Genomic DNA, 24,427 nt, shown 5'->3' on the forward strand with positions numbered 1-24,427 from the left:
ACAATTGTTTCGGCAGTTTATAACGTCGAAAAATACCTTGATGACTATTTTGACAGTATCGTCAAACAAAGCTTAAACTTCAAAAAACACATTCAAATTATTCTAGTAGATGATGGATCAACCGACCATTCGGCAGAAATCATCAAACGATGGCAAACCAAGTTTCCAAAAAATATCCATTATTTTTACAAAGAAAACGGTGGTCAGGCCTCGGCACGTAATTTGGGGTTGCAACATACACAAACTGAATGGGTAGTATTTACTGACCCTGACGATTATCTTCACCCCGACTACTTCAAATCAGTAGATACCCAGATTAGCCAACATCCGTCGGCAGTAACCGTAGCTACTAATATGAAGTTTTTCCTTGAAAATCAAAATGCTATTAATGACAGCCATCCTTTAAGATTCCGTTTTGACAAAACCCATGTTATTGATGTTGCTAAGCTCGATAAATTTATCAATATGTCAGCTGCCTCCACCTTTTTCAGAGTCAGTTATATTAAAAAACAAAACTTGATGTTTGACCACAATGTCAAGCCAAACTTCGAAGATGGCAAATTTATTGCAGACTATTTATTAGATTTACAGAACGCAAAAGCTGTGTTTGATAAAGATGCTGTCTACTTCTATCGCAAACGTGAAAGCGGCACATCCACTTTAGATACTTCTTGGCAAAAAGTGGAAAAGTTTTCTAATGTTTTTGAGTATGGCTTCTTGCCTATGCTCCAAAACTATAAAAACCGCTTAGGGCATGTACCATCTTCAATACAAAAAACCGCATTATACGATATGGCATGGTATATCCAACAATTGCTTAATAGACCTGAGCGTCTAGATTTGCTGAATGCCAAACAAAAATCACATTTTTATGATCTAATGCAGCAGGTTTTTAATTATATTGATCAAAAAAATATTATGGAATTTGGCTTAGCGGGAGTATGGCTATTCCATAAGGTTGGTATGCTTGGAATGTTCAAACAGAGCGATCCACCATTCCAAATCGCCTATATTGAAAACATTGATCGTGAACGCAAGCAGTTTCTTATCAGCTATTTTACCTATTTCGACCAGCCATATTCTGTACAGGCTGATGGGCGTGATCTTGTCCCCGCCTATGCAAAAAACGTGGTCAATAAGCTAAATGAACAATTATTTGTTTACGAAAAACGTTTGTGGGTTCCCTATGGTGACGTTTCAGACAACGCCAAAATTAATATCCTACTCAACAAAAAAGCAATGCGGATTTCGATTAAAGGTAAAACCTTTATGCGCGGTATCTCATTAAATGAACTTACTGGTTTATTTACACCATCTGAGAAATACCTTTCAGATGGCAGCTGGCTCTTGATGGACAGGGAAACCAAAGCCGATGATAATGCCGAGCATTTCTATCGTTATATGATGCAGAACCACCCCGAACAAACTTGCTATTTCGTACTCAACAGAACTGCCCCAGACTGGAACCGTCTCAAACATGAAGGCTTCAATCTTATAGAATTTGGTGGTAGCGAATACAAACGACGTTTACGTAAAGCTGAAAAAATCATTTCCAGCCACTTAGAAAAACACATTAACAATTATTTTGGGGATTTATACGAATACAGCAAAAAATTTGTCTTTCTCCAGCACGGAGTAACTAAAGACAATCTTTCCGCATGGACAAATAGCAAACAAAACCTACACTGTTTCATCACCACCACTGAGCCAGAAAGTCACTCGATTAAGGCTGATTTCAATACCTACAAACTGACCGAAAAAGAAGTAGCACTAACTGGATTTCCACGCTACGACTCCTTACTATCAAAAAATAAGCCCGACAGTCGCAAGATCCTGATTATGCCAACTTGGCGCAATAACATTGTCGGTCAAAATATCGGTACAGGTAGCAATACTCGTACGCTCAACAGTGCTTTTATGGAAACTGACTATGCCCGTTACTGGCAGGCCCTGCTTCATGACCAGCGCCTGAAGGAAATGGCAGAAACCTACGGCTACGAAGTAATTTTTGCACCACACCCAAATATCGAGCCCTATTTGGAAGTAATGAATGTCCCTACCTATATAAAAATCTGGAGTGGACTGCGTGAAACTGAAAGTATTCAGTATCTTTTCGGACGTTGCGCCGTATTGATTACCGACTACTCATCAGTAGCATTCGACATGGCCTATCTGAATAAGGCAATTATTTACTATCAATTTGATAAAGAAGCCTTCTTTTCAGGTACGCACACCTATCAAAAAGGCTATTTTTCTTACGAAACTGACGGATTTGGCCCTATTACCATCAATCAGCATGAAACGCTGGCTGAATTAGAAAGCATTTTAAAATCAGGACATGCCAAACCCGAATATCTTGCTCGCATCCGCGATACTTTCCCCTTTCAGGAAGGTGGCAACTGCGAACGCGTGTATCAAGCTATTACTGCTCTTGACCATGCCGAAACCGCTGACAATCTGCCGATTTTAATCAATATGATTGAGCAAGCAGAGAATCATCAAGTATGGGACTTGGCAGCAACCCGTATCCAAACTCTGCTTGATACAGGCCGTCTGAATGCGGAAGAAACAGCTGATTATCGCCATCGTTATCTGAACGCTTTATTTGAGAGCAAACAGTTTGATACTTTGCAAAACCTGTTACCTGATTATCCCGATACCGCAGGTTACTGGCATGCGAAAATGGACTTATATATCGGTAATGCTGTTAAAGGGGCGGAATTTTTTGCTGAAAACGAGCATATAGGAACGCAAAATGATTTACTTATCTCATTGCTTGCATCCTCATTTCACCAAGCAAAAAGGCCGTATGAAAAACTGTTTGCCCGGATAGGTACAGACTTACCCGACTCATATCAACCTTTGTTGACCGTAGCACAAAAGCTATCGGAGCAGAATTATTTTGTAGCATTGGCTTTACTGAAAACGTATATTGATAGCTTGGACGATCGCACAAAAGGTTATCTAAAACCCGAGCTATTGGCTTCTTACCTCTGCATGAAACTTGGCAACTTACAAGGCGCGCATCAGTATTTGGTTGCTTTTGAAAAGCACACAAAAAACGACCCAAGTTGTCGTATTGCCATTGCAAGACTTGCAAAATTACGTGGTGACTCTGAAAAATTATTTACCCAGCTTAACCGTGCCTTTGAAGAAAACCTACTCTTAATTCCTGAAGATTTAACAGTCGATTATCTGAAAAAAATGTACGCTACCGGCAACACTGACGGCGAAGGATATCTATTGGCTCAACTGCGCCAAAAATATCCTGAGAATCCGTCTTTGGCCTTGTATGAAGCTGAAAAACTTGCCCAAAACCAAGATTGGGAGTCTGTCACCAAAATATTGGCTGATTTTGCACAAACCTCACCGGAAACAATGTATCTTTATACAACTGCTTTATGCCGTCTGAAAAACCATCAGGCAGCACAACGTTATTTTGACAGCCTCTCTCTACAAGACACAGCAGCATATTGGAAACTGGCAGCCGAAATAGCTGAAGCTAAAGATGACAAAGTATTGCAGGCTAAATGTCTGAAAAAACAATTGGCTTGTTTAAAGTAATTTTGTGTTATCTTAAAAAAGGCCACCTGAAAACTTTTATGTTTTCAGACGGCCTTTACTGTTAATACACTAATCAAGCTACCATATATCTACTTCATATTTTAATTCAGATTAATGTCCGAATCAGTGATATGGATGTCCAACAGCAAATTATTAATAATGGTATGTATTAAAAATGAAGCATTACTTGGGAAATCAGTATGTTTCTGGATCTTCTCAAAATCAAATTCATATAATACGATTGCAGGCAAAGATCGTTTAAATTCTTTAATATCTTGATAAAACTCAGAAACCTTAGCAGAGGAGATAACCACTTGATTCTCAAAATTATGATTGATTTTGGTAGGTAGTTCTTTAAATGTTTCCATAATCGGTTTGCGGATTGAATATAAATACACAGGATCCTTCCCATTATAGTAATTATTATGATTACCTAAAAAAGGATCAATAGCAAAAGTTTTATACCCACCAATCAATCCATGATAGATAGCACTAGTACCTCCTGAAGAGAATCCTGAGAGTATTACATTTTCCTTTTCTATTCCATAAATATTCATTAGACTCTTGATAAACCGCTGAATATTATCTTCAATATTTTCATCAAACTTAGTATTTAAACCATGACTACCAAATGCACCTGCTATATCAGTTACACGGATAATATAGGTATTAGGCATAATATTGTTAGCAATAAATGGAAATGGATGACTATAATACCTATCTAGCATATTTTCATTATTTTTATGCGTATATGAAAATAATATTAATAAGTTCTTCTTATTAGCGTTAATAGATTTAGGTGCTTCAACAGTATAAAGTACATTTTCCAACTCATGGAAAGAGTCTGAGAAATAGGCTAAAAGATCTTTATAGCTGTGCCTGTTCACACGACGGAACACACTTACACCCATTTTGTGTTCAACAGCTAAAAAACCTTTATTATTTAGCTCATAAACATAATTACTTAAACCATGTTTCCGAGCATAGGTTAGGAAAAACTCATTACTGTCGCCTTTGACACCAATGTATTCAACTTCCGGCTTATCCAAATACTCGGCTAAATTAATGCCTTTATTTTTTTCAACATTCAGGATGTAGCACAGTTCGCTGCCAAGATAAATGGAAGTAACTTCTAAAATCTCACTAAATTTATCCTCAATTTTTACCCAATCAGCTTCAGCAAATTTAAAAGACAATACTGTCTTTTCCTGATTAACCGATTGCGGGTAACTTCCATAAATTTCTGAAATATATTTCAGAAATTTTGGAAAAATAGAAATTTTAGAAACCTTGCTCTTATTACGCTCAATAAAGTTAAAAGATTGTCCTGATGTCGAATAGCTGATGCTGACAAAATAGTCATTCAACAGAAAATCGAACACTATACTTTGATCTTCATAAATCCAAGCAGAAACCTTTCCAGGATCAATCTTGGCTTTTTGTAAGATATTTTTCTGAATTTGATATAAATCCATTTTTATAAACCTCGCTGATATTTTTCCAACAATGCTTTTTTGTCAGTTTTGTGGTTAGTGCTGACTGAAATTTCATCAATGTGAATAAATTCAGACGGCATCATGTAAGACGGTAAATTTTGTACTAATGCGTCTTTGATCGCCTGAGTATCGGCACTTTGCTTGGCTGTATAGAAACACACCAGACGCAATACTGCGCCTGTGTTGCGCTTCAAAGCCACTACTGCCACATTATCAAAGGCAAATTCCTTAAGGTTAAGGATTTTTTCTTCAATTTCTGAAAGTTCAATACGGTAGCCATTGAGCTTAATCTGCTCGTCTTTACGGCCTTGTACATAGAACAATCCATTTTTTTCAAAACCGTAGTCACCTGTTTTATAAGTACGGTTATCTGCACTGTGTACGACCAAGCGTTTAGCATTTTCAGTTTCATTGTTCAGATAGCCACGCATCACATGGTTACCGCTAATCCAAATCTCTTCGTCAACAATCTCTAATTGGGAATTAAGCACGGCAACGCCTACAGGCAACTCTTCTTCTGCCGCCAGCATATCAGGTGTAATATCAACGTAAGTTGTTGCTACAGTAGCTTCAGTCGGACCATAGGTATTGATAACACGGACACCGGGAAATTTTTGAAAAATCATATTTACTACTGGTTTGCCAAGTTTTTCGCCACAGAACAAAAATTCTTTCAAACTCGGTAAAGTAGCCTGACTGCATTTAGGGTTAAGCAGCTGCTGCATGGCAAAAGAAGGCGTGGAAACCCAGGTAGTAATTTGTTGTTTGGCCAAAAAATCAATCCAGGTGGCAGGATTAGAAATAGCATCACGACTGTTCATGACAATGCAACCACCGTAAGCCAAGTTGCCGAAGATTTCGTACATTGACAAATCAAACGCAAACGGTGCCTGATTCATAAATATATTAGGTGCGGCTAAATTAAGCTGCTCTTTCATCCATTTCATCAGGTTGAATACAGCTTCACGACCGATTTGCACACCCTTAGGTGCGCCGGTTGTTCCTGAAGTAAACATGATGTAAGCCAAATCTTTTTCAGCCAACTCTACTTCTTCATCAGTCTGCTTTTCAAAAGTTTGCGTTGCCGAACGGTATACAAAGCGTGCTTTCGACAGTTGGCAGATATTGTTCAGACGGCTTTCAGGATAAATACTATCCACCGGAATAAAAGGGATTTTGTTTAATAAGCAGGCATAAATTGCCACTGCAAAATCAATTTCTTTATGGCCGTGCAACACCAGAGGAATGTTTTTAGTAATATCTGCTATGCTTTTGTAAGCCTCGATAAATGCGGCTATTTTTACGCGCAACTCTTCCCAAGAACATTCCTGAGTATCATTAACTAACGCTTTTCCCGAAGTTTGGCTGAAACGGTATTCCAAAAAATCATCAAGATTTTGGAATTCATTTAATTGTTTCATGATTTAGCCTTTGTAATTATTTTCAACATATTGAATGATATTGGCTGAGTTTGCCAAAATATCAACCAGTTGCTCAAACGGCAAATCAACATCAAATTTTTGTTTGATGGCCATAACCAAATCCATTGCGCTCACAGAATCAATAAGTCCTGTAGACAACAATTCTTCATTTGCTGACACTTGTTTTTGTGCAACTTGTGAAATCAACGCCAAAACTTCGTTAGATACTGACATGGTAAGATCCTTTTATTAAAATTGAAATGATAACGCTTTGCACCCTGTGCATAACATTGTGATTATCCCATATTTTTTTACTTTTCAGGTAACTAAATATACAATAACCAAATAAAGCAATCCCTCTTTGACAACACTTACACCAGGCCATCTGAAAGCGTTTGTATTTTCAGCCAACCGGTTTCACGACTTCCAGACACAATTTTAATTAAGGAAAACCAATGACTATTCTTATTACCGGCGGTACCGGTTTTATCGGTTCTCATACCGTTGTTTCCCTGCTGAAATCAGGCTTTAATGCCGTGATTTTGGACAATTTGTGCAATTCGTCTGCCAACATCCTCCCGCGCTTGGAAAAGATTACCGGCAAGTCTGTGCCTTTTTACCAAGGGGATATCCGTGATCGTGAAGTGTTGCGTCAAATCTTTGCAGAACACGATATTGATGCAGTCATCCATTTTGCCGGCTTGAAGGCAGTCGGTGAAAGCGTGGCTGAGCCAATGAAATACTATGACAACAATGTGTCGGGCAGCTTGGTTTTGGCTGAAGAAATGGCGCGTGCCGGCGTATTTAAGATTGTGTTCAGCTCATCGGCTACGGTTTACGGTGATCCGGGTAAAGTGCCTTATACGGAAGATATGCAACCGGGGGATACGACCAGCCCTTACGGTACGTCTAAGTCTATGGTGGAGCGCATTTTGACGGATATCCAAAAGGCCGATCCGCGCTGGAGCGTGATTTTGTTGCGCTATTTCAACCCTATCGGTGCGCATGAAAGCGGTTTGATCGGCGAGCAGCCAAACGGCATCCCAAACAATCTGCTGCCTTATATCTGCCAAGTGGCTTCAGGCAAGCTGCCGCAATTGTCGGTTTTCGGCGATGACTACCCTACCCCAGACGGTACGGGTATGCGCGACTATATCCATGTGATGGATTTGGCGGAAGGCCATGTGGCGGCCATGCAGGCGAAAAGCGATGTTTCGGGTGTACACCTGTTTAATTTGGGTTCGGGACGTGCTTATTCGGTATTGGAAATCATCCGTGCCTTTGAGGCAGCCTCCGGTTTGACCATTCCGTTCCAAATCAAACCGCGTCGTGATGGCGATTTGGCCTGTTTCTACGCTGATCCCGCCTACACCAAAGCGCAAACCGGTTGGGAAACCAAGCGTGATTTGGCGCAGATGATGGAAGACTCATGGCGTTGGGTCAGCAACAACCCAAATGGCTACGACGATTAAGTTGACTTGATACAGGCCGTCTGAAAGAGATGTTTTCAGACGGCCTCTTTATCTAAAAAACACACATTCTGTCTGCTATAATCCGTTTATATTATTTTGACTATCCTCTGAAACTTATGAAAAAAATCCTTGTTACCGGCGGTGCGGGCTTTATCGGTTCTGCCGTTGTCCGTCATATTATCCAAAACACCCAAGACTCTGTCGTCAATGTCGATAAGCTGACTTATGCCGGCAATTTGGAATCTTTGACTGAGGTAGCCAATAATCCTCGCTATGCTTTTGAGCAAGTGGATATTTGCGACCGCGCAGAACTCGACCGCGTATTCGCACAACACCAGCCTGATGCCGTGATGCACTTGGCTGCGGAAAGCCATGTCGACCGCTCTATCGATTCGGCAGGCGAGTTTATCCAAACCAATATCGTCGGCACATTCAATCTGCTTGAAGCGGCCCGCGCCTACTGGCAACAAATGCCGTCTGAAAAACGCGAAGCCTTCCGCTTCCATCATATTTCTACCGATGAAGTCTATGGCGATTTGCACGGCACAGACGATTTGTTTACTGAGACCACGCCATATGCGCCGTCCAGCCCCTACTCTGCCTCCAAAGCATCCAGCGACCACCTCGTCCGCGCATGGCTGCGTACTTACGGCTTGCCGACCATCGTAACCAACTGTTCCAACAACTACGGCCCTTACCATTTCCCGGAAAAACTCATTCCTTTGATGATTCTGAACGCGCTTGACGGCAAACCGCTGCCCGTGTACGGCGACGGTATGCAAATCCGCGACTGGCTGTTTGTCGAAGACCACGCGCGCGCGCTGTATCAGGTTGTTACCGAAGGTGTTGTCGGTGAGACCTACAATATCGGCGGCCACAATGAAAAAACCAATATTGAAGTCGTCAAAACCATCTGCACCCTGCTGGAAGAGCTTGTTCCTGAAAAACCGGCCGGCGTGGCGCGTTATGAAGATTTGATTACTTTCGTACAAGACCGCCCCGGCCATGACGTGCGCTACGCCATCGACGCTGCCAAAATCGGCAGGGAGCTGGGCTGGAAACCTCAGGAAACATTCGAATCCGGCATCCGCAAAACAGTGCAATGGTATTTGGACAACAAAACCTGGTGGCAAAACGTATTGAACGGCAGCTACCGTTTAGAACGTTTAGGCACTGGAAAATAAGTTTTCAGACGGCCTGTTCCAATATTAGGCCGTCTGAAAATCACGCAAACACACACTACTCAGGAGAAAACCCATGAAAGGCATTATCCTCGCCGGCGGCAGCGGCACGCGCCTCTACCCCATCACGCGCGGCGTATCCAAACAACTGCTGCCCGTATACGACAAGCCCATGATTTACTATCCCCTGTCCGTATTGATGCTGGCAGGAATCCGCGATATTTTGGTGATTACCACGCCCGAAGACAACGCCTCTTTCAAACGCCTGCTCAGCGACGGCAGCGATTTCGGCATTTCCATCAGTTATGCCGTGCAACCCAGTCCGGACGGCTTGGCACAGGCATTTATCATCGGCGAAGAATTTATCGGCAACGACAATGTTTGCTTGGTTTTGGGCGATAATATTTTCTACGGCCAATCATTTACGCAAACATTGAAACAGGCCGCCGCCAAGACCCACGGCGCAACCGTATTCGGCTATCAAGTCAAAGACCCCGAGCGTTTCGGCGTGGTTGAATTTGACGAAAACTTCAACGCCCTGTCTATCGAAGAGAAACCGCAACAGCCCAAATCCGATTGGGCGGTAACCGGCTTGTACTTCTACGACCAACGCGTCGTCGAGTTCGCCAAACAAATCAAACCGTCCGCCCGCGGCGAATTGGAAATTTCCGATCTCAACCAAATGTATTTGGAAGACGGTTCATTGTCGGTACAACTTTTGGGACGCGGTTTCGCATGGCTGGACACCGGCACCCACGAGAGCCTGCACGAAGCCGCTTCATTCGTCCAAACCGTGCAAAACATCCAAGACCTGCAAATCGCCTGCCTGGAAGAAATCGCTTGGCGCAACGGTTGGCTTTCCGATGAAAAACTGGAAGAGCTGGCGCGACCGATGGCGAAAAACCAATACGGCCAATATTTGCTGCGCCTGTTGAAAAAATAATGTTTGAGGCCGTCTGAAACTTTTCAGACGGCCTTTAGATGAAAGATAAAACAATGAACATCATTGATACCGCCATTCCTGACGTAAAACTGCTTGAGCCGCAAGTCTTCGGCGATGCGCGCGGCTTTTTTATGGAAACTTTCCGCGACGAGTGGTTCAAGACCCAAGTCTGCGACCGCACCTTCGTGCAGGAAAACCACTCCAAATCCAGCAAAGGCGTATTGCGCGGCCTGCACTATCAAACTGAAAACACACAAGGCAAACTCGTGCGCGTGGTTGTCGGCGAAGTATTCGACGTAGCCGTCGATATGCGTAAAGACTCCCCCACTTTCGGCAAATGGGTAGGCGAGATTCTGTCCGCAGAAAACAAACGCCAACTGTGGGTACCCGAAGGTTTCGCTCACGGCTTCTATGTACTGAGCGATGAAGCCGAGTTCGTCTATAAATGCACGGATTATTACAATCCCAAAGCCGAACACTCGCTGATTTGGAATGATCCGACCGTCGGCATCGACTGGCCGTTGCAAGGCGAGCCGAACCTGTCGCCTAAAGACTTGGCAGGCAAAGTATTGGCTGAAGCCGTAACGTTTGGATAACTTCAAAACATAACAGAATCAACTGTTTCTATTTTGTAGTATTAGAAAGTTTCAAATGAATTTAAATAAAATTAGAAAATTTTTTAGAGAACCCCATATTTTCTTTAGGGATTTTCTAAATAAACGCTTTCCTCCTTATAATGTAGAACAGCCTATTCCTGAAACTGAAGAATTCACTCTGATCAATGCAGATGCAAATCTTGCATCACTCACAGAAAACGTTTTGCCAAACTTTCCCATCGATGTTGTTTTTACTTGGGTCGACAATACCGATAAAGCATGGCAAGAACAGTATTACCGTACCCTGCAACCCATCGATCAGGAAGATATCGGCCTGTATGCGACCGACCCTGCCCGCTTTTCCAACCATAATGAACTTTTTTATTCAGTACAGGCCGTACAAAAGTTTATGCCGTGGGTCCGCAATATTTTTATTGTAACTGCGGATCAAAAACCTAAATGGTTAGATGAAAATTCCCATTCTAAAATTAAATTAATCAATCATTCGCAAATTATTGATGCCAAATACTTACCAACGTTCAATTCCCACGTCATTGAAGCAAACTTATATAAAATTCCAGGTTTAAGTGAACATTTTATTTATTTCAATGATGATGTTTTCGTTGCAAGACCGCTGACGCCTAACCACTTTTTTGAAAACAATGGCTTGGCTTCCCTATTTGTTGCCAATAAAAGTTTTCAAAAAATGCGTCAACGGGGCCTAATCACACCGACATTGACCGCATCAGAACACGCATTAAAGCTCTTAAAAAGACATTATCCGACAATTAATATCAATACACCGTTGGTACATACTTACGTTCCGCTACGGAAAACATCCTTTCAAAAAGCATGGTCATTATTTGAAGATGAAATAAATTCTTTTCTAAATAACAAGGTACGCCATAATTCTGAACTTAATATGGCCAGTTTTTTAGTACCTTGGTTGATGTACCTTGACGGATATGCCACACCAAAACGTGAAATTTGCTATTATTTCAACATACGCAGTTCACATGCCCAGACTCAATATAAAAAATTATTATTTAAAAAAGAACATCTTCACATGCCCCATTCCTTCTGCATTAATGATCCAAACAGTAATAATGCTGAAAAAAACTATGCCCTACATTTCCGTAATTTTATGGACACCTACTTTGAAATAGAGGCAGAATAAATTTTTACATTAATAATACTCAATATATAACATAATAATTTAAAATGATTTTTTCAACATTCGGCCTATTTAAACAACGTCTCTTGCTCACCAAATTTTTAGACAAAATTTCAACGGATAAGACCGCATTATTTTGGGGCAAGAAACATCCCAAACGTAGAAAATTAGCACATATCTTAAGATTGCCCCTGATCAATCTTGAGGACGGCTTTTTACGTTCAGTCGGACTAGGGGTCGCCGGTTATCCGCCTTATTCCATCGTCTATGACGATATCGGCATCTACTACGACACCACCCGTCCTTCGCGTTTGGAACAACTGATTCTTGCCACCGATACCATGCCGTCTGAAACCTTGGCTCAGGCGCAGCAGGCGATGGATTTCATCCTGCAACACCACCTGTCCAAATACAACCACGCGCCCGAACTTTCAGACGATCATCCTTTACGTTCCCCATCCAAGCCTGAAACCGTCCTCATCATCGACCAAACCTTCGGCGATATGGCCATTCAATATGGCGGCGCAGATGCCTCTACGTTTGAACTGATGTTTCAGACGGCCTTAAATGAAAACCCGCAAGCCGACATCTGGGTAAAAACCCATCCCGATGTTTTGTGCGGCAAAAAACAAGGCTATCTGACCCAGCTTGCGCAGCAACACCGTGTCCATCTTTTGGCGGAAGACATCAATCCGATTTCTTTGTTGCAAAACGTCGATAAAGTTTATTGCGTTACCTCGCAAATGGGTTTTGAGGCGCTTTTGTGCAGCAAACCGCTGACCACCTTCGGCCTGCCGTGGTATGCCGGATGGGGCGTAAGTGACGACCGCCATCCTGAAATCAACCGCCTTGTCCAAACCCAACGCCGCGCCCCCCGCAACTTGCTGCAGCTCTTTGCCGCGGCCTATCTGCAATACAGCCGCTACCTCAACCCCAATACCGGCGAAGCAGGCAGCCTCTTTGATGTTATCGACTATCTGGCAACGGTCAAACGCAAAAACGACAAATTGCGTGGCGAGTTGTATTGCGTCGGCATGTCTTTGTGGAAACGCGCGGTTGCCAAACCGTTCTTTAATGTACCCTCATGCCGTCTGAAATTTATCTCTTCCACCCAAAAACTGGCCGGAGTCAAACTGTCCGATGGTGCACGCATCCTTGCCTGGGGTAACGGCAAAGAGGCCATCGTCCGTTTTGCCGAACAACATAATATCCCCCTGCTGCGCATGGAAGACGGCTTTATCCGCTCGGTCGGGCTTGGTTCTAATTTAGTGCCGCCGCTGTCGCTCGTTACCGACGATATGGGCATTTATTTCAATGCTGAAATCCCGTCCCGTCTTGAACACATCCTACAAAACCAAAACTTCGACGATCAAGACTTTCAGACGGCCTTGAAGCTGCAAAAAATGCTGACCGAAAACCACATCAGCAAATACAACGTCGGCAGCTCAGACTTCACCGCCCCGTCAACCGACAAAACCGTAATCCTCATTCCTGGCCAGGTTGAAGATGACGCGTCTATCCGCTACGGTTCGCCCCAAATCTATCGCAATCTGGATCTGCTCCGTACCGTACGCGAACGCAATCCCGATGCCTATATTATCTACAAACCGCATCCCGATGTAGTCAGCGGTAACCGTATCGGCCATATTTCCCCTGAAGATACGGCACGATATGCCAACCAAACCGCCGAACAAGCCGACATCCTGACTTGTCTCCAATACGCAGACGAAGTTCATACCATGACTTCGCTGACCGGTTTTGAAGCCTTGTTGCGCGGCAAAAAAGTCAGCTGCTACGGCCTGCCTTTCTATGCAGGTTGGGGGCTTACCCAAGATCTGCTCCCTATTCCGCGCCGCAGTCGCAGACTTGAACTTTGGCAGCTGATTGCCGGCACGCTCATCCACTATCCTGACTACATCCACCCCGAAACCCATCAGGCCATCAATGCGGAAACTGCAGCCCAAATCCTGATACGACAAAAAAATATGCAAAAAAACAACAACGGATTACATCGCGGGTACTTTGCTAAAAAATTAGGTAAAATCAAACAACTATATCGATCTTTTAAATAAATACCATCTAAATTAACAATACGTCATGAACTTGCCTCTATTGTGGCATCATTGCTTTTGCATCGTTAATTCTCTTGGCGTATGCTTGAAAGTTCAACCTAAAACTATTACATAAAAAACAAAACCACATTGCGACATGAAACAGACCGTCCTCAAAAACAACCTGCAAAACCTGCTTGAAAGCGCAGAAAATATCCTGCTGCTTCAAGGCCCTGTCGGCGATTTTTTTCTGCGCCTTGCCAATTGGCTGACTGAAAACGGCAAAACTGTACATAAATTCAACTTTAATGCAGGCGACGACTATTTTTATCCGCTCACTCAAGCGCATACCGTTGTTTTTAACTACAACTACGATGCCTTTCCTGAATTCTTGCAAGAATACATCGTTCAACATCACATCCAGGCGGTTGTCTGCTTTGGCGACACACGCCCTTATCATGTCATCGCAAAACGCATTGCAAACGAAAACCAAGCCAGTTTCTGGGCGTTTGAAGAAGGCTATTTCCGCCCCTACTACATCACCTTAGAAAAAGACGGCGTCAACGCATTTTCCCCTCTGCCGCGCCGTGCCGACTTTTTTCTTGAACAATTCCCCAAACTGGCCCAACAAGAATATGAAGCGCCAACGCCGGTACGCGGTGGGTTTACGCCCATGGCAAAAAACGCCATCCGTTACTATATCGAATTGTTCTGCAATCCGAACAAGTACCCGAACTACATCCACCACCGCGCATCCAATGCCGGCCATTACCTCAAACTGTGGTCGATCTCCATCCTCAAGCGTTTGAACTACTATATTGAAGACATCCAAATCGCCAAACGTGTGGAAGCAGGAAAATACGGCAAGTTTTTTATTGTTCCCTTGCAGGTATTCAACGACAGCCAAGTCCGTATCCATTGCGACTTTCCCAGCGTCCGCAGCTTCCTGCTCCATGTTTTGAGCTCATTTGCCGAGCACGCACCTGCCGATACCAACATCATCATCAAGCATCATCCGATGGACCGCGGCTTTATCGACTACTGGCGCGACATTAAACGCTTTATCAAAGAACACCCCAAACTCAAAGGCCGCGTGACTTACGTCCATGATGTCCCCCTGCCCGTTTTCCTGCGCCACGGCCTCGGCATGGTCACCATCAACAGCACCAGCGGTCTGTCCGGACTGATTCACAATATGCCAGTTAAGGTTCTCGGCCGTGCCTATTATGATATTCCCGGCATTACTGACCAAAATACCTTAGCAGAATTTTGGAATCATCCGACACCGCCTGACAAAGAGCTGTTCCATGCCTACCGTATGTACCACCTCAACGTAACCCAAATTAACGGCAACTTCTACAGTCAGGTCTTTTTCCCCAACAAAAACTCATCCGACTCTTCTACATCGACAACCTGATTTAGCGAAAGAAAAGTTCAGGCCGTCTGAAAACATTTCAGACGGCCTGAAGCAATCAATACCTTAGCTACTGCCATGTAAATAAAACACAAAAACCTGCATTTATCATTAACAATAAATTACAAAAACAGTATAATGACCGAGCTGTCATGAGCGCATACCGACTCAACCTGAGCCCTTTGTAACGCACAAAATATGGATGTACCACTAAGCAAAACAATATAACAAGCCAAACATCCTAAAGATAAGCCAGCAAGGCAATACACTCTGCAAAATTATGCCGAGCAATATTTTTACAAAGCCCTCAACCGGTATCGCCGCCCATATGCCGCAGCATCCGTCTTCCACTTTATATCCGCCCGCAAACCATGACCGCCGCTCCTGATATCCTCTACCGGCAAGCCGCCGCCCTTTTGGAACAATCCCATACCGCCCAAGCCCTGCCCCTGTTGCAACAGGCGGCAGAGCAGGGATATACGGAAGCTGCTTTCGCATTGGGCAACCATCTGCTGCAAAACGGCCAACCGAAGCAGGCACTTTCATGGTTGGAAGCCGCCGCGGCCCAACGCCATCCCGAGGCACTCTTTACCCTGCTGCAACAACGCGAACAAAACGGCACCCCGACCGGACAGCTTCTTAACGAATACGCCTGGCTGGGTGAGCAAGGTCACCCCGAAGCCCAATTAATTCTCATGCGTTACCACGCGCAACGCAACGATCCACAATCGTTCTACTGGGCAGAGCTTGCCGCTGCCCGATATGCCGCGCCTGCGTATTACCATCTGGCACGTCATCATCAACGCCAAGGCGACGTTGAAACAGCCATCGAACAATACGAAAAAGCGGCCGCGCTCGGCGTGACTGCTGCCTGCTGGCAACTCGGTCAAATCTACTTCTACGGCACAGGCATCAGCCCCGACCAAGCACAAGCCGAACATTATCTCGAACAAGCCGCGCAAACCGGCCACATCGCCGCACAAACCCTACTAGCCGACCTTCTTGCCGCCCAACGCAAATCTGAAGCCTTAGAATGGTATCGTCGTGCCGCCGATAAGGAGCAAGCGGAAGCACAGGCCAAGCTAGCCCAATACGCCCTGACCGGCGAACTTTCCGAACGCGACCCGTTCCAAGCGGCGCGCTATGCCAAAGCTGCCGCCGAGAAAAACCATCCCGAAGCCCTGAAAATCATGGGCGACCTCTACCGCTACGGCCTCGGCATCAAAGCCGACAACCATATCGCGCACGATTACTACCACCGTGCCGCCGCACTGGGTTCTGCCGCCGCGGCACAAAAACTCATCAGCGACGCCGCGCTGTACCATCCGCAACAATACGAACAAATCAAAACAGCCGCCCTGCAACAGCAACAAACCGAAACCATCTACCGTTTGGCAGAAGCACAAGCCCACGCCATCGGCCGTCCCGCCGACTACAATGCCGCGCGCAAGAATTACATGGAAGCTGCCGAGTTCCACCATAAAAACGCGGCGGCAGCCTTAGGCCGCATCTACCATTACGGCCTCGGTACAGCGCCAGACCCTCGGGCGGCTGCACACTGGTACGCCATCGCTGCCGAACAAAACCACCCTTCCGCCCAATACCACCTCGCCTGTTTTTACTATCACGGGCAAGGTGTCTGCTGTCATGTTCCAACCGCCTGCTACTGGCTACAGGCCGCCATCAGCAACGGCCACACTTCGGCCGAATCATTAACATCCCTATTAGAACAATGGCGACGCGAAGCACACCATGCCATCGGGCAAAAGGCCGTCTGAAAATATTTACACTCGCATTTTTTGACAATCTTTAACTATTCCCCTAATATTTGCCAGTTATTTTTCACGGACAAGCCATCGTTTCCATTTCTTTCCGGAAACACCTTGCCCGCGCATCAATACCATGGCGCCTGGCGGATAACGCCAAGCGTTGAAACACACTGCATCCGGAAAGAAACGGATACTCGGAAAAACATTTCTAGGAGGTGAAACAACATGGAATGGGAATTCAACAGTTATTACACACTGATTGCCGCCACGCTCGTGTTGCTGGTTGGTAAATTTCTGGTTCAAAAAATCAAATTCTTACGAGACTTCAATATTCCCGAGCCGGTCGCCGGCGGTTTGGTTGCCGCTATCGTCCTGTTCGCTCTGCACGAAGCCTACGGCGTCAGCTTCAAATTTGAAAAACCGCTGCAAGATGCGTTCATGCTCATCTTCTTTACATCCATCGGTTTGAGCGCGGACTTCTCCCGTTTGAAAGCGGGCGGCCTGCCTTTGGTTATCTTTACCGCTGTGGTGGGTGCATTCATCATCATCCAAAACTTCGTCGGTGTCGGCTTGGCAAGCGCATTGGGTCTGGATCCGCTGATCGGCCTGATTACCGGTTCGATTACCCTGACCGGTGGTCACGGTACCGCCGGTGCATGGGGTCCTGACTTTGAAAGCAAATTCGGCCTGACCGGCGCAACCGGCTTGGGTATGGCTTCCGCCACCTTCGGCCTGGTATTCGGCGGCCTGATCGGCGGTCCCGTTGCCCGTCGCCTGATCAACAAAATGGGTCGCAAACCTCTGGAAACAAATAAAAAACCAGTTGACAACGACCAAACCGACGACGTCTTCGAACAAGCACAGCGCACCCGCCTGATTACGGCTGACTCCGCTGTCGAAACGCTCGCGATGTTTGCCGCATGTTTGGCTTTTGCCGAAATTGTCGACGGCTACGACAAAGCCTTCTTCGATTTGCCTAAATTCGTATGGTGTCTGTTTGCAGGCGTGGTCATCCGCAACGTCCTGACTGCCGCTTTCAAAGTCAATATGTTTGACCGTGCCATCGACGTATTCGGTAACGCCTCCCTGTCCCTCTTCCTGTCTATGGCTCTTCTGAACCTGAAACTGTGGGAATTGACCGGTCTGGCAGGCCCTGTAACCATCATCTTGGCCGTACAAACCGTCGTGATGATTCTGTACGCAACCTTCGTTACCTACGTCTTCATGGGTCGCGATTACGACTCTGCCGTATTGGCGGCTGGTCACTGCGGTTTCGGTTTGGGTGCTACCCCGACTGCCGTTGCCAACATGCAGTCCATTACCCAAACTTTTGGCCCGTCTCACAAAGCCTTCTTGATTGTGCCTATGGTGGGTGCGTTCTTCGTTGACTTACTCAACGCCGCCATCCTCTCCGGCTTCATCAGCGTCATCAAAGGCTGATACGTCTGACATAGAAAAGCACTTGCCGCATTTACTTGCTGCAAGTGCTTTTGTTATGATAAGCATGTCAGGCCGTCTGAAAGGCCGTCATCTTCAGGAGTACCCATGTACAAAAAAACCGCTTCCGTATTGATTTTAAGCACGATTCTTCTTGCCGCATGCAGCAAAGAAGAGCCGAAAGCCGCGCTTGATTGCGCCCAACCGGCCACATTGCAAAACATCCGTACCACCATCGAAGACACCCTCAAACAACAAGCGCGCTCCTTTGCCCGCAATGACAACCGCCAATTCGTCGATGCCGACAAAATCATCGCCGCCGGCCTCGAATTAGAAACCCTGCTTGAAGACCCCAAAGAAACCGAAGACGACGGCAAAGCCATCTGCCGTGCCAACCTCAAAATCCGCATTCCCGACACCATCCTCAAGACAGCCATAGACAACAGCCCGCTGATTTACGGCAACACCCCGTTGTCCGACATGCTCGAACAAAAACTGATGGGCAGCAATCTGACTTTTGAAAACAACACGTTCAGCACCACCCTGCTCTACACCCCCGACAAAGACGGCAAACCGGTTCTCGAAGACAACACCCTGAGCACCACAGCCCAAACCCTTTCCGCCACCCTGCTGCCCTACGGCGTGAAAAGCATCGTCATGATAGACGGCAAACCAGTATCCAAAGAGCAGGCCATCAAGCTGCTGCAAAACCAAAATCCGGAAGAGCCGCCGACTGTTGATCCGCAAGACATCCTCGAAAACAACGCCGCCAGCCAAGCCGTCGGCTTGACCGATGATGACGATAATTCAGACTACGAAGTCCTGCGCCCTGACCGCGAAACTCCGCGCAACGAACCGCCCGGCCTCAGCCAAAGCGAACTCGACAACGCGCGCGCACAAAACCGTCAGGCGGACGGCGAAATCAACGACCTCTGGGGCGGCTTAGACAGCGATGTCAAACAACAAATCCTCGGCGAACAACGCGCCTGGATTCAAAGCAAAAAACTCAACTGCCAACAAGCCGCCGCGTCCGCAGACAGCGCCGCACAAGCAGAATACCTACGCTTACAGTGTGAAACCCGCATGACCCGCGAACGTACGCAATACCTGCGCGGCTATTCCATCAACTAAACCGATAAGGCCGTCTGAACATTCAGACGGCCTACAAGAAAGCACATCACATCATGCAATACCGAATCCACCGTGAAGGCGATGCCCAAAACACACCCTCTTCAGCCTCCACACCCGTCGACAACTGGGAGCGCAACACCCTGCGCGAAGTCCTCCTCGCCGCCTACCAAGAACAACGCCGCGCCCGCATTTGGCGCAATATCTGGCGCGGCGTCGCCGTCCTCATCTTCCTCAGCCTGATCTTTGGCTTCGCAGAAGAAGAAGGAAAAACCACGAGCATCCAAGCCCGCAGCGAACACACCGCCGTTATCGACCTGACCGGCGAAATCGGCAATGACATCGACGACCAAGTCCAAATCCTGCGCGACAGCATGGAAGCCGCCTACAACAACGGCAACGCCAAAGCCATCATTATCCGAGCCAACAGCCCCGGCGGTTCGCCTGTCGTGTCCAACACGGCCTTTAACGAAGTTCGCCGCCTCAAAGCCGAACACAAAGACATCCCTGTCTACCTCGTTGCCGAAGACATGTGCGCTTCCGGCTGCTACTACATTGCCGCCGCAGCCGACAAAATTTACGCCGACCCTTCCAGCATTGTCGGCAGCATCGGCGTGATCGGCGGCGGTTTCGACTTTACCGGCCTGATGGACAAAGCCGGTGTCAAACGCCGTCTGAAAACCGCCGGCAGCAACAAAGGTATGGGCGATCCTTTCACGCCTGAAACCCCGGCACAAACCCAAATTTGGGAAACCATGTTGGGCGATATCCACCAAGAATTCATCAAAGCCGTCAAACTCGGCCGCGGCGCAAGGTTGAAAGACAAACAGTATCCCGATGTTTTCAGCGGCCGCATCTATACCGGCAAAGAAGCCAAACAGGTCGGCCTGATTGACGACTTCGGCAGCATTTACAGCGTCGCCCGCGATGTCGTCAAAGCCCCCGATCTAGTCAACTACACGCCGCAAGACGATTTCAGCAAAATGCTCAGCCGCCGCTTTGGTGCGGAAGTGAAGGCCAAAGTCAAAGAAACTTTGTCTGAAATTTGGTAAACCAAAAAACCAAAAGGCCGTCTGAAACCCAAAACATGGGGCTTCAGACGGCCTTTTTATATGGTTTTTAAAATAAAACGTTGATTATTGTCCAAACATCCATCGGCTTCATCAACCGACAGGTAAATACCCCTGATGATACTTTTATGGGAACTCTTTACGCCTGCAAACGATTAAACCTCCACGCTTCAGACGGCCTGTTTCTGCATATTGTGCGCCATATCAAGCGCGGCACGGACGGCGGTAATCAGGCTGCCGGAGTCGGCTTTGCCCGTGCCTGCCAAGTTCAAGGCCGTGCCATGATCGACAGAGGTGCGGATAAAGGGCAGGCCGAGGGTGATGTTCACGCCTTCGCCGAAACCGGCGTATTTGAGTACCGGCAGCCCTTGGTCGTGATACATGGCGAGGACGGCATCGGCATCTTTGAGCAGGAAGGGTTGGAACACGGTATCGGCCGGATAAGGGCCGCGCGCGTCTATGCCTTCGGCCTGCAGGGCATGAAGTGCCGGAATAATGGTGTCGATTTCTTCGTGTCCCAAATGGCCGCCTTCGCCCGCGTGGGGATTGAGGCCGGTAACGAGGATGACCGGTTTGGCTATGCCGAACTTATGGCGCAGGTCGTGTTCAAGAATGCGGACAACCGACTCGATTAAAGGCTTCGTGATGGCGGCGGAAATGTCTTTAAGTGGCAGATGAGTGGTGACCAATGCCACACGCAGGCCGCCGCCGGTCAACATCATGACGACTTGTTCGGTATGGCTTTTTTCGGCGAGGTATTCGGTATGACCGCTAAAAAAGCCGTTGCCTGCGTGGGCATCGTTGATGATGCCTTTATGCAGCGGCGCGGTAACCATACCGGCAAACAGGCCGTCTGAAATGCCCTGATACGCCGTATCCAGCAGCCGGAGGACATACGCGGCATTGGCAGGATTGAGTTCGCCTGCCCGACACTCGGCATCTAAAGGAATATGCAGGACTTCGAGTTCGCCCTTGGGCAACGGATCAGCCGCTTGGGCTTGGAAGTCGCGCAGGATGACGGATTTGCCGAGCTGTCCGGCCCTTTGCGCCAATAGGTTTTTGTCACACAAAACAACGGGGCGGCAAGGAAGATCGGCGAAAGCCAAATCGAGGCAGATGTCGGGGCCGATGCCGGCCGGTTCGCCGGAAGTGATGGCGAGAATGGGAGCAGTCATGGTGTTTCTCGGTACGGTTTACAGTATTTGGACAACGTCAGGCAAAATGCCTGCCCTACTTTTGCAGATTAACACAAATACAAAAAGGCCGTCTGAAAACAGTTTTTGCTTGGTCAAACTGTTTTCAGACGGCCTTGGCTGTTTACCGTTTTACACTTAAGAACGGCGGCCGATCATGCGGTATAAAACGTCGTGGCCTTGAAGGCGGTGGACGACGACCATGGCGATGTGGCCGGCGACAAGTGCGAAGAGCAGCCAGCCGAGTTTGCCGTGTGCCATATTGCCGAGGTTGGACATCCATTCAATTTTTTCAGGCGAACCCTGCATCACTTCGACACCGAATACTTTCAAAGGGCCGCGGCCGCCGCCGTATTGGCGGATCATGCCGATAACGGGAACGGCGAGCATGAAGACGTAAAGGGCAAGGTGGCCTGCTTTGGCGGCAAAGCTGTCGGCGGCAGGACGTTTGGACGCATTGAGCAAAGCCCAAACAACGCGCACAGCAATCACCAACAGCGTGATGAAACCGATGGATTTATGCACGCCGAAGAGCGATTTGACCCATTCTTCGCCATCGTAGATGGTCCAAACGGTAATGGTGGAGAGGATGCCGATGAAACCGAGTACGGTCAGCCAGTGCAACACGCGCGCGACGGCATCGTAGGTTTGTGGACGTGTAGCGGTCATAATGTTTCCTTGTTTTTTGATTTGTTTGGTTTTTTGAATCGGCGGCATTGTAACAAAAATGCCCAACCAATTATGTTGCCTTTTTGAAGAGATTTCGTAAATGTTTGGAAAACTTGAAGAAACAGCGGTTTTATCCGTAAAGCTACACAGGCCGTCTGAAAACAAGGGCAGGAATACCACCTTCTATACCGAACTCGGGCTAAAATAGGCGTTTTTATTCTCGGGTACGCATCGATGCAGGTTTGGATTCGGCGGTTTGCGCTGTTGCTTCTGCCTTTGGGTTTCTTAGCGGTCATGGTGGCCGCGCCTTTGCTGTCACTGGCGTTTTACGACGGCGAAGGCGCTTGGGCGGAAGTGGTGGCTGATGACTATATGCGCCTGCGCTTGGGCTGGACGGTGGCGCAGGCAGTTTTGACCTGCGTTTTGGTCACGGCTTTGGGCGTGCCTGCGGCGTGGGTGCTAGCGCGGATGGACTTTGCCGGACGGCGCACGGTTTTACGCCTGCTGATGCTGCCTTTTGTGATGCCGACTTTGGTGGCGGGCATGGGCGTGCTGGCCTTGTTTGGCGCACACGGTATGCTGGTGGCAGGTTGGCAGGACACGCCGTGGCTGCTGATTTACGGCAATGTGTTTTTCAACCTGCCGGTTTTGGTGCGCTCGGCGTATCAGGGATTTGTGCGTGTGCCGCAGGCGCGGTTACTGTCGGCACAATCTTTGGGCGCGGACGCGTGGCGGCGGTTTGTCTGGGTCGAATGGCCGGTGGTGCGCGCGTGGGTTGCCGGTGGCGCGTGCCTGGTATTTTTATATTGTTTTTCAGGCTTCGGACTGGCCTTACTGCTCGGCGGCGAACGTTTTGCAACGGTGGAAGTGGAAATCTACCGGCTGGTGGCGTACGAGTTGGACATGGCGCGTGCGTCGGTGTTGGTGTGGCTGGTGCTGGCGGTTACGGCGGCGGCAGGAGGTTTGTATGCGTATTGGAGCAGGCGCGTGGCGGTGGATAAGTCGGTCTCGCCTTTGCCTCCGCGTGCGCCGATATGGGCGTGGGAAAAATGGCTGACGGCAACGGTATTGGCCATGTTGGCAGTATGCTGCCTGCTGCCTTTGGCGGCGGTGTGGCTCAAGGCGGTATCGGCAGGCTCTTCGTGGGCAGTCTTGCTGGAAGCGCAAACGTGGGCAGCGGTGTGGAACACTGTCCGTTTCTCTGCGGCAGCCGTGGCAGCGGCGGCGGTTTTGGGCGTACTGTATGCGGCGGCGGCACGGCAAATGGCGTGGTTGCGCGCGCTGATGTTTTTGCCGTTTATGGTGTCGCCTGTGTGCATCGCGTTCGGCGTTTTGCTGCTCTATCCACAATGGACGGCTTCGCTGTGGCTGCTGACGGCAACTTACGCGCTGTTGGCGTATCCGTTTGTGGCCAAAGACGTATTGGCCGCATGGGACGGTTTGCCCAAAGATTACGCGGCGGCGGCGCGCACCATGGGCGCAAACGGTTTTCAGACGGCCTGTTATGTAAACGCGCCTTTATTGAAACCGGCTTTGCGGCGCGGCCTGACTTTGGCTTCGGCAACGTGTATCGGCGAATTTGCGGCCACATTGTTCCTGTCCCGCCCCGAATGGCAGACGCTGACCACTTTGATTTACGATTATCTCGGACGCGCCGGTGCGGACAATTACGGACGGGCGATGGTGTTGACAGCGGTATTGACCGCTTTGGCTTTGACGGCATTTTTGCTGGTGGACGAAGCAGAAGGACAAAAGGCCGTCTGAACGTGGTCGGCTCAAACTCCCTTCGCTTTCACTACACTATTGCCGCGCCTTGTATCGAAAATTGATTGAATCCGCTATATAATTT

At 47.5% G+C, this 24,427-nt stretch carries 18 protein-coding genes; 13 read left to right on the plus strand and 5 right to left on the minus strand.

Going from position 1 to position 24,427, the window contains the following annotated elements; translation table 11 throughout:
* The coding region (locus Q1M25_RS00460) for a CDP-glycerol glycerophosphotransferase family protein (protein ID WP_300480509.1) at nt 1–3,564 on the plus strand (3,564 nt) is incomplete at its 5' end.
* Between the two features lie 101 nt (nt 3,565–3,665).
* On the opposite strand, the gene Q1M25_RS00465 is transcribed toward Q1M25_RS00460, so the two are convergent.
* From Q1M25_RS00465 to Q1M25_RS00475, 3 genes are read right to left on the minus strand one after another with little or no spacing between them, the layout of a single operon-like run.
* Entirely contained in the window at nt 3,666–5,039 is a 1,374-nt protein-coding gene (locus tag Q1M25_RS00465) for an XcbB/CpsF family capsular polysaccharide biosynthesis protein (protein ID WP_150537004.1), read from the minus strand.
* Between the two features lie 2 nt (nt 5,040–5,041).
* Nucleotides 5,042–6,481: an AMP-binding protein gene (locus Q1M25_RS00470; protein WP_150537005.1), complete on the minus strand. Its 1,440-nt coding sequence runs from the start codon at nt 6,479–6,481 to the stop codon at nt 5,042–5,044.
* 3 nt (nt 6,482–6,484) lie between these two features.
* On the minus strand, nt 6,485–6,715 hold the full coding sequence (locus Q1M25_RS00475) for an acyl carrier protein (protein ID WP_003747973.1): 231 nt from the start codon (nt 6,713–6,715) through the stop codon (nt 6,485–6,487).
* Between the two features lie 221 nt (nt 6,716–6,936).
* Here Q1M25_RS00475 and galE point away from each other — a divergent pair, with 221 nt between their 5' ends.
* The 11 genes from galE to Q1M25_RS00530 all read left to right on the plus strand — a co-directional run bounded on the left by galE (nt 6,937) and on the right by Q1M25_RS00530 (nt 20,698).
* Nucleotides 6,937–7,953 (plus strand): UDP-glucose 4-epimerase GalE, encoded by a 1,017-nt coding sequence (gene galE / locus Q1M25_RS00480; RefSeq protein WP_003747972.1) that lies wholly within the window; start codon nt 6,937–6,939, stop codon nt 7,951–7,953.
* 116 nt (nt 7,954–8,069) lie between these two features.
* On the plus strand, nt 8,070–9,137 hold the full coding sequence (gene rffG / locus Q1M25_RS00485) for a dTDP-glucose 4,6-dehydratase (protein ID WP_300480521.1): 1,068 nt from the start codon (nt 8,070–8,072) through the stop codon (nt 9,135–9,137).
* Between the two features lie 73 nt (nt 9,138–9,210).
* A complete protein-coding gene (gene rfbA / locus Q1M25_RS00490) occupies nt 9,211–10,077 on the plus strand; it encodes a glucose-1-phosphate thymidylyltransferase RfbA (RefSeq protein ID WP_300480524.1) in 867 nt (288 codons plus the stop codon).
* Between the two features lie 53 nt (nt 10,078–10,130).
* On the plus strand, nt 10,131–10,673 hold the full coding sequence (gene rfbC / locus Q1M25_RS00495) for a dTDP-4-dehydrorhamnose 3,5-epimerase (protein ID WP_191620494.1): 543 nt from the start codon (nt 10,131–10,133) through the stop codon (nt 10,671–10,673).
* Between the two features lie 55 nt (nt 10,674–10,728).
* On the plus strand, nt 10,729–11,850 hold the full coding sequence (locus Q1M25_RS00500) for a stealth family protein (protein WP_150537008.1): 1,122 nt from the start codon (nt 10,729–10,731) through the stop codon (nt 11,848–11,850).
* Nucleotides 11,851–11,894: 44 nt separating this feature from the next.
* Nucleotides 11,895–13,919: a capsular polysaccharide biosynthesis protein gene (locus Q1M25_RS00505; RefSeq protein ID WP_300480528.1), complete on the plus strand. Its 2,025-nt coding sequence runs from the start codon at nt 11,895–11,897 to the stop codon at nt 13,917–13,919.
* Nucleotides 13,920–14,055: 136 nt separating this feature from the next.
* Nucleotides 14,056–15,315: a capsule biosynthesis protein gene (locus Q1M25_RS00510; RefSeq protein ID WP_300480531.1), complete on the plus strand. Its 1,260-nt coding sequence runs from the start codon at nt 14,056–14,058 to the stop codon at nt 15,313–15,315.
* A 368-nt stretch (nt 15,316–15,683) separates the two neighbouring features.
* Entirely contained in the window at nt 15,684–17,090 is a 1,407-nt protein-coding gene (locus Q1M25_RS00515; RefSeq protein ID WP_150537011.1) for a tetratricopeptide repeat protein, read from the plus strand.
* Between the two features lie 216 nt (nt 17,091–17,306).
* Nucleotides 17,307–18,521 carry a sodium/glutamate symporter gene (gene gltS / locus Q1M25_RS00520; RefSeq protein WP_070606314.1) on the plus strand — a complete coding sequence of 405 codons (1,215 nt, stop codon included), beginning with the start codon at nt 17,307–17,309 and terminating at the stop codon, nt 18,519–18,521.
* 105 nt (nt 18,522–18,626) lie between these two features.
* The gene (locus Q1M25_RS00525; protein ID WP_300480538.1) at nt 18,627–19,649 is read left to right on the plus strand and encodes a lysozyme inhibitor LprI family protein; all 1,023 of its coding nucleotides are present in this window, start codon (nt 18,627–18,629) and stop codon (nt 19,647–19,649) included.
* A 53-nt stretch (nt 19,650–19,702) separates the two neighbouring features.
* Nucleotides 19,703–20,698, plus strand: a complete 996-nt coding sequence (locus tag Q1M25_RS00530) for a S49 family peptidase (RefSeq protein WP_300480541.1) — start codon at nt 19,703–19,705, stop codon at nt 20,696–20,698.
* A gap of 188 nt (nt 20,699–20,886) precedes the next feature.
* Here Q1M25_RS00530 and pdxA read toward each other — a convergent pair whose 3' ends face one another.
* Together pdxA and Q1M25_RS00540 are read right to left on the minus strand one after the other, a co-directional pair.
* On the minus strand, nt 20,887–21,891 hold the full coding sequence (gene pdxA, locus Q1M25_RS00535) for a 4-hydroxythreonine-4-phosphate dehydrogenase PdxA (protein ID WP_254324310.1): 1,005 nt from the start codon (nt 21,889–21,891) through the stop codon (nt 20,887–20,889).
* 156 nt (nt 21,892–22,047) lie between these two features.
* Nucleotides 22,048–22,578: a cytochrome b gene (locus Q1M25_RS00540; protein WP_254324309.1), complete on the minus strand. Its 531-nt coding sequence runs from the start codon at nt 22,576–22,578 to the stop codon at nt 22,048–22,050.
* A 234-nt stretch (nt 22,579–22,812) separates the two neighbouring features.
* Here Q1M25_RS00540 and Q1M25_RS00545 point away from each other — a divergent pair, with 234 nt between their 5' ends.
* The gene (locus Q1M25_RS00545) at nt 22,813–24,342 is read left to right on the plus strand and encodes an iron ABC transporter permease (protein ID WP_300480548.1); all 1,530 of its coding nucleotides are present in this window, start codon (nt 22,813–22,815) and stop codon (nt 24,340–24,342) included.
* Nucleotides 24,343–24,427 lie beyond the last annotated feature (85 nt).

It is taken from the genome of uncultured Neisseria sp. (assembly GCF_951230505.1).
Classification (GTDB): Bacteria; Pseudomonadota; Gammaproteobacteria; order Burkholderiales; family Neisseriaceae; genus Neisseria.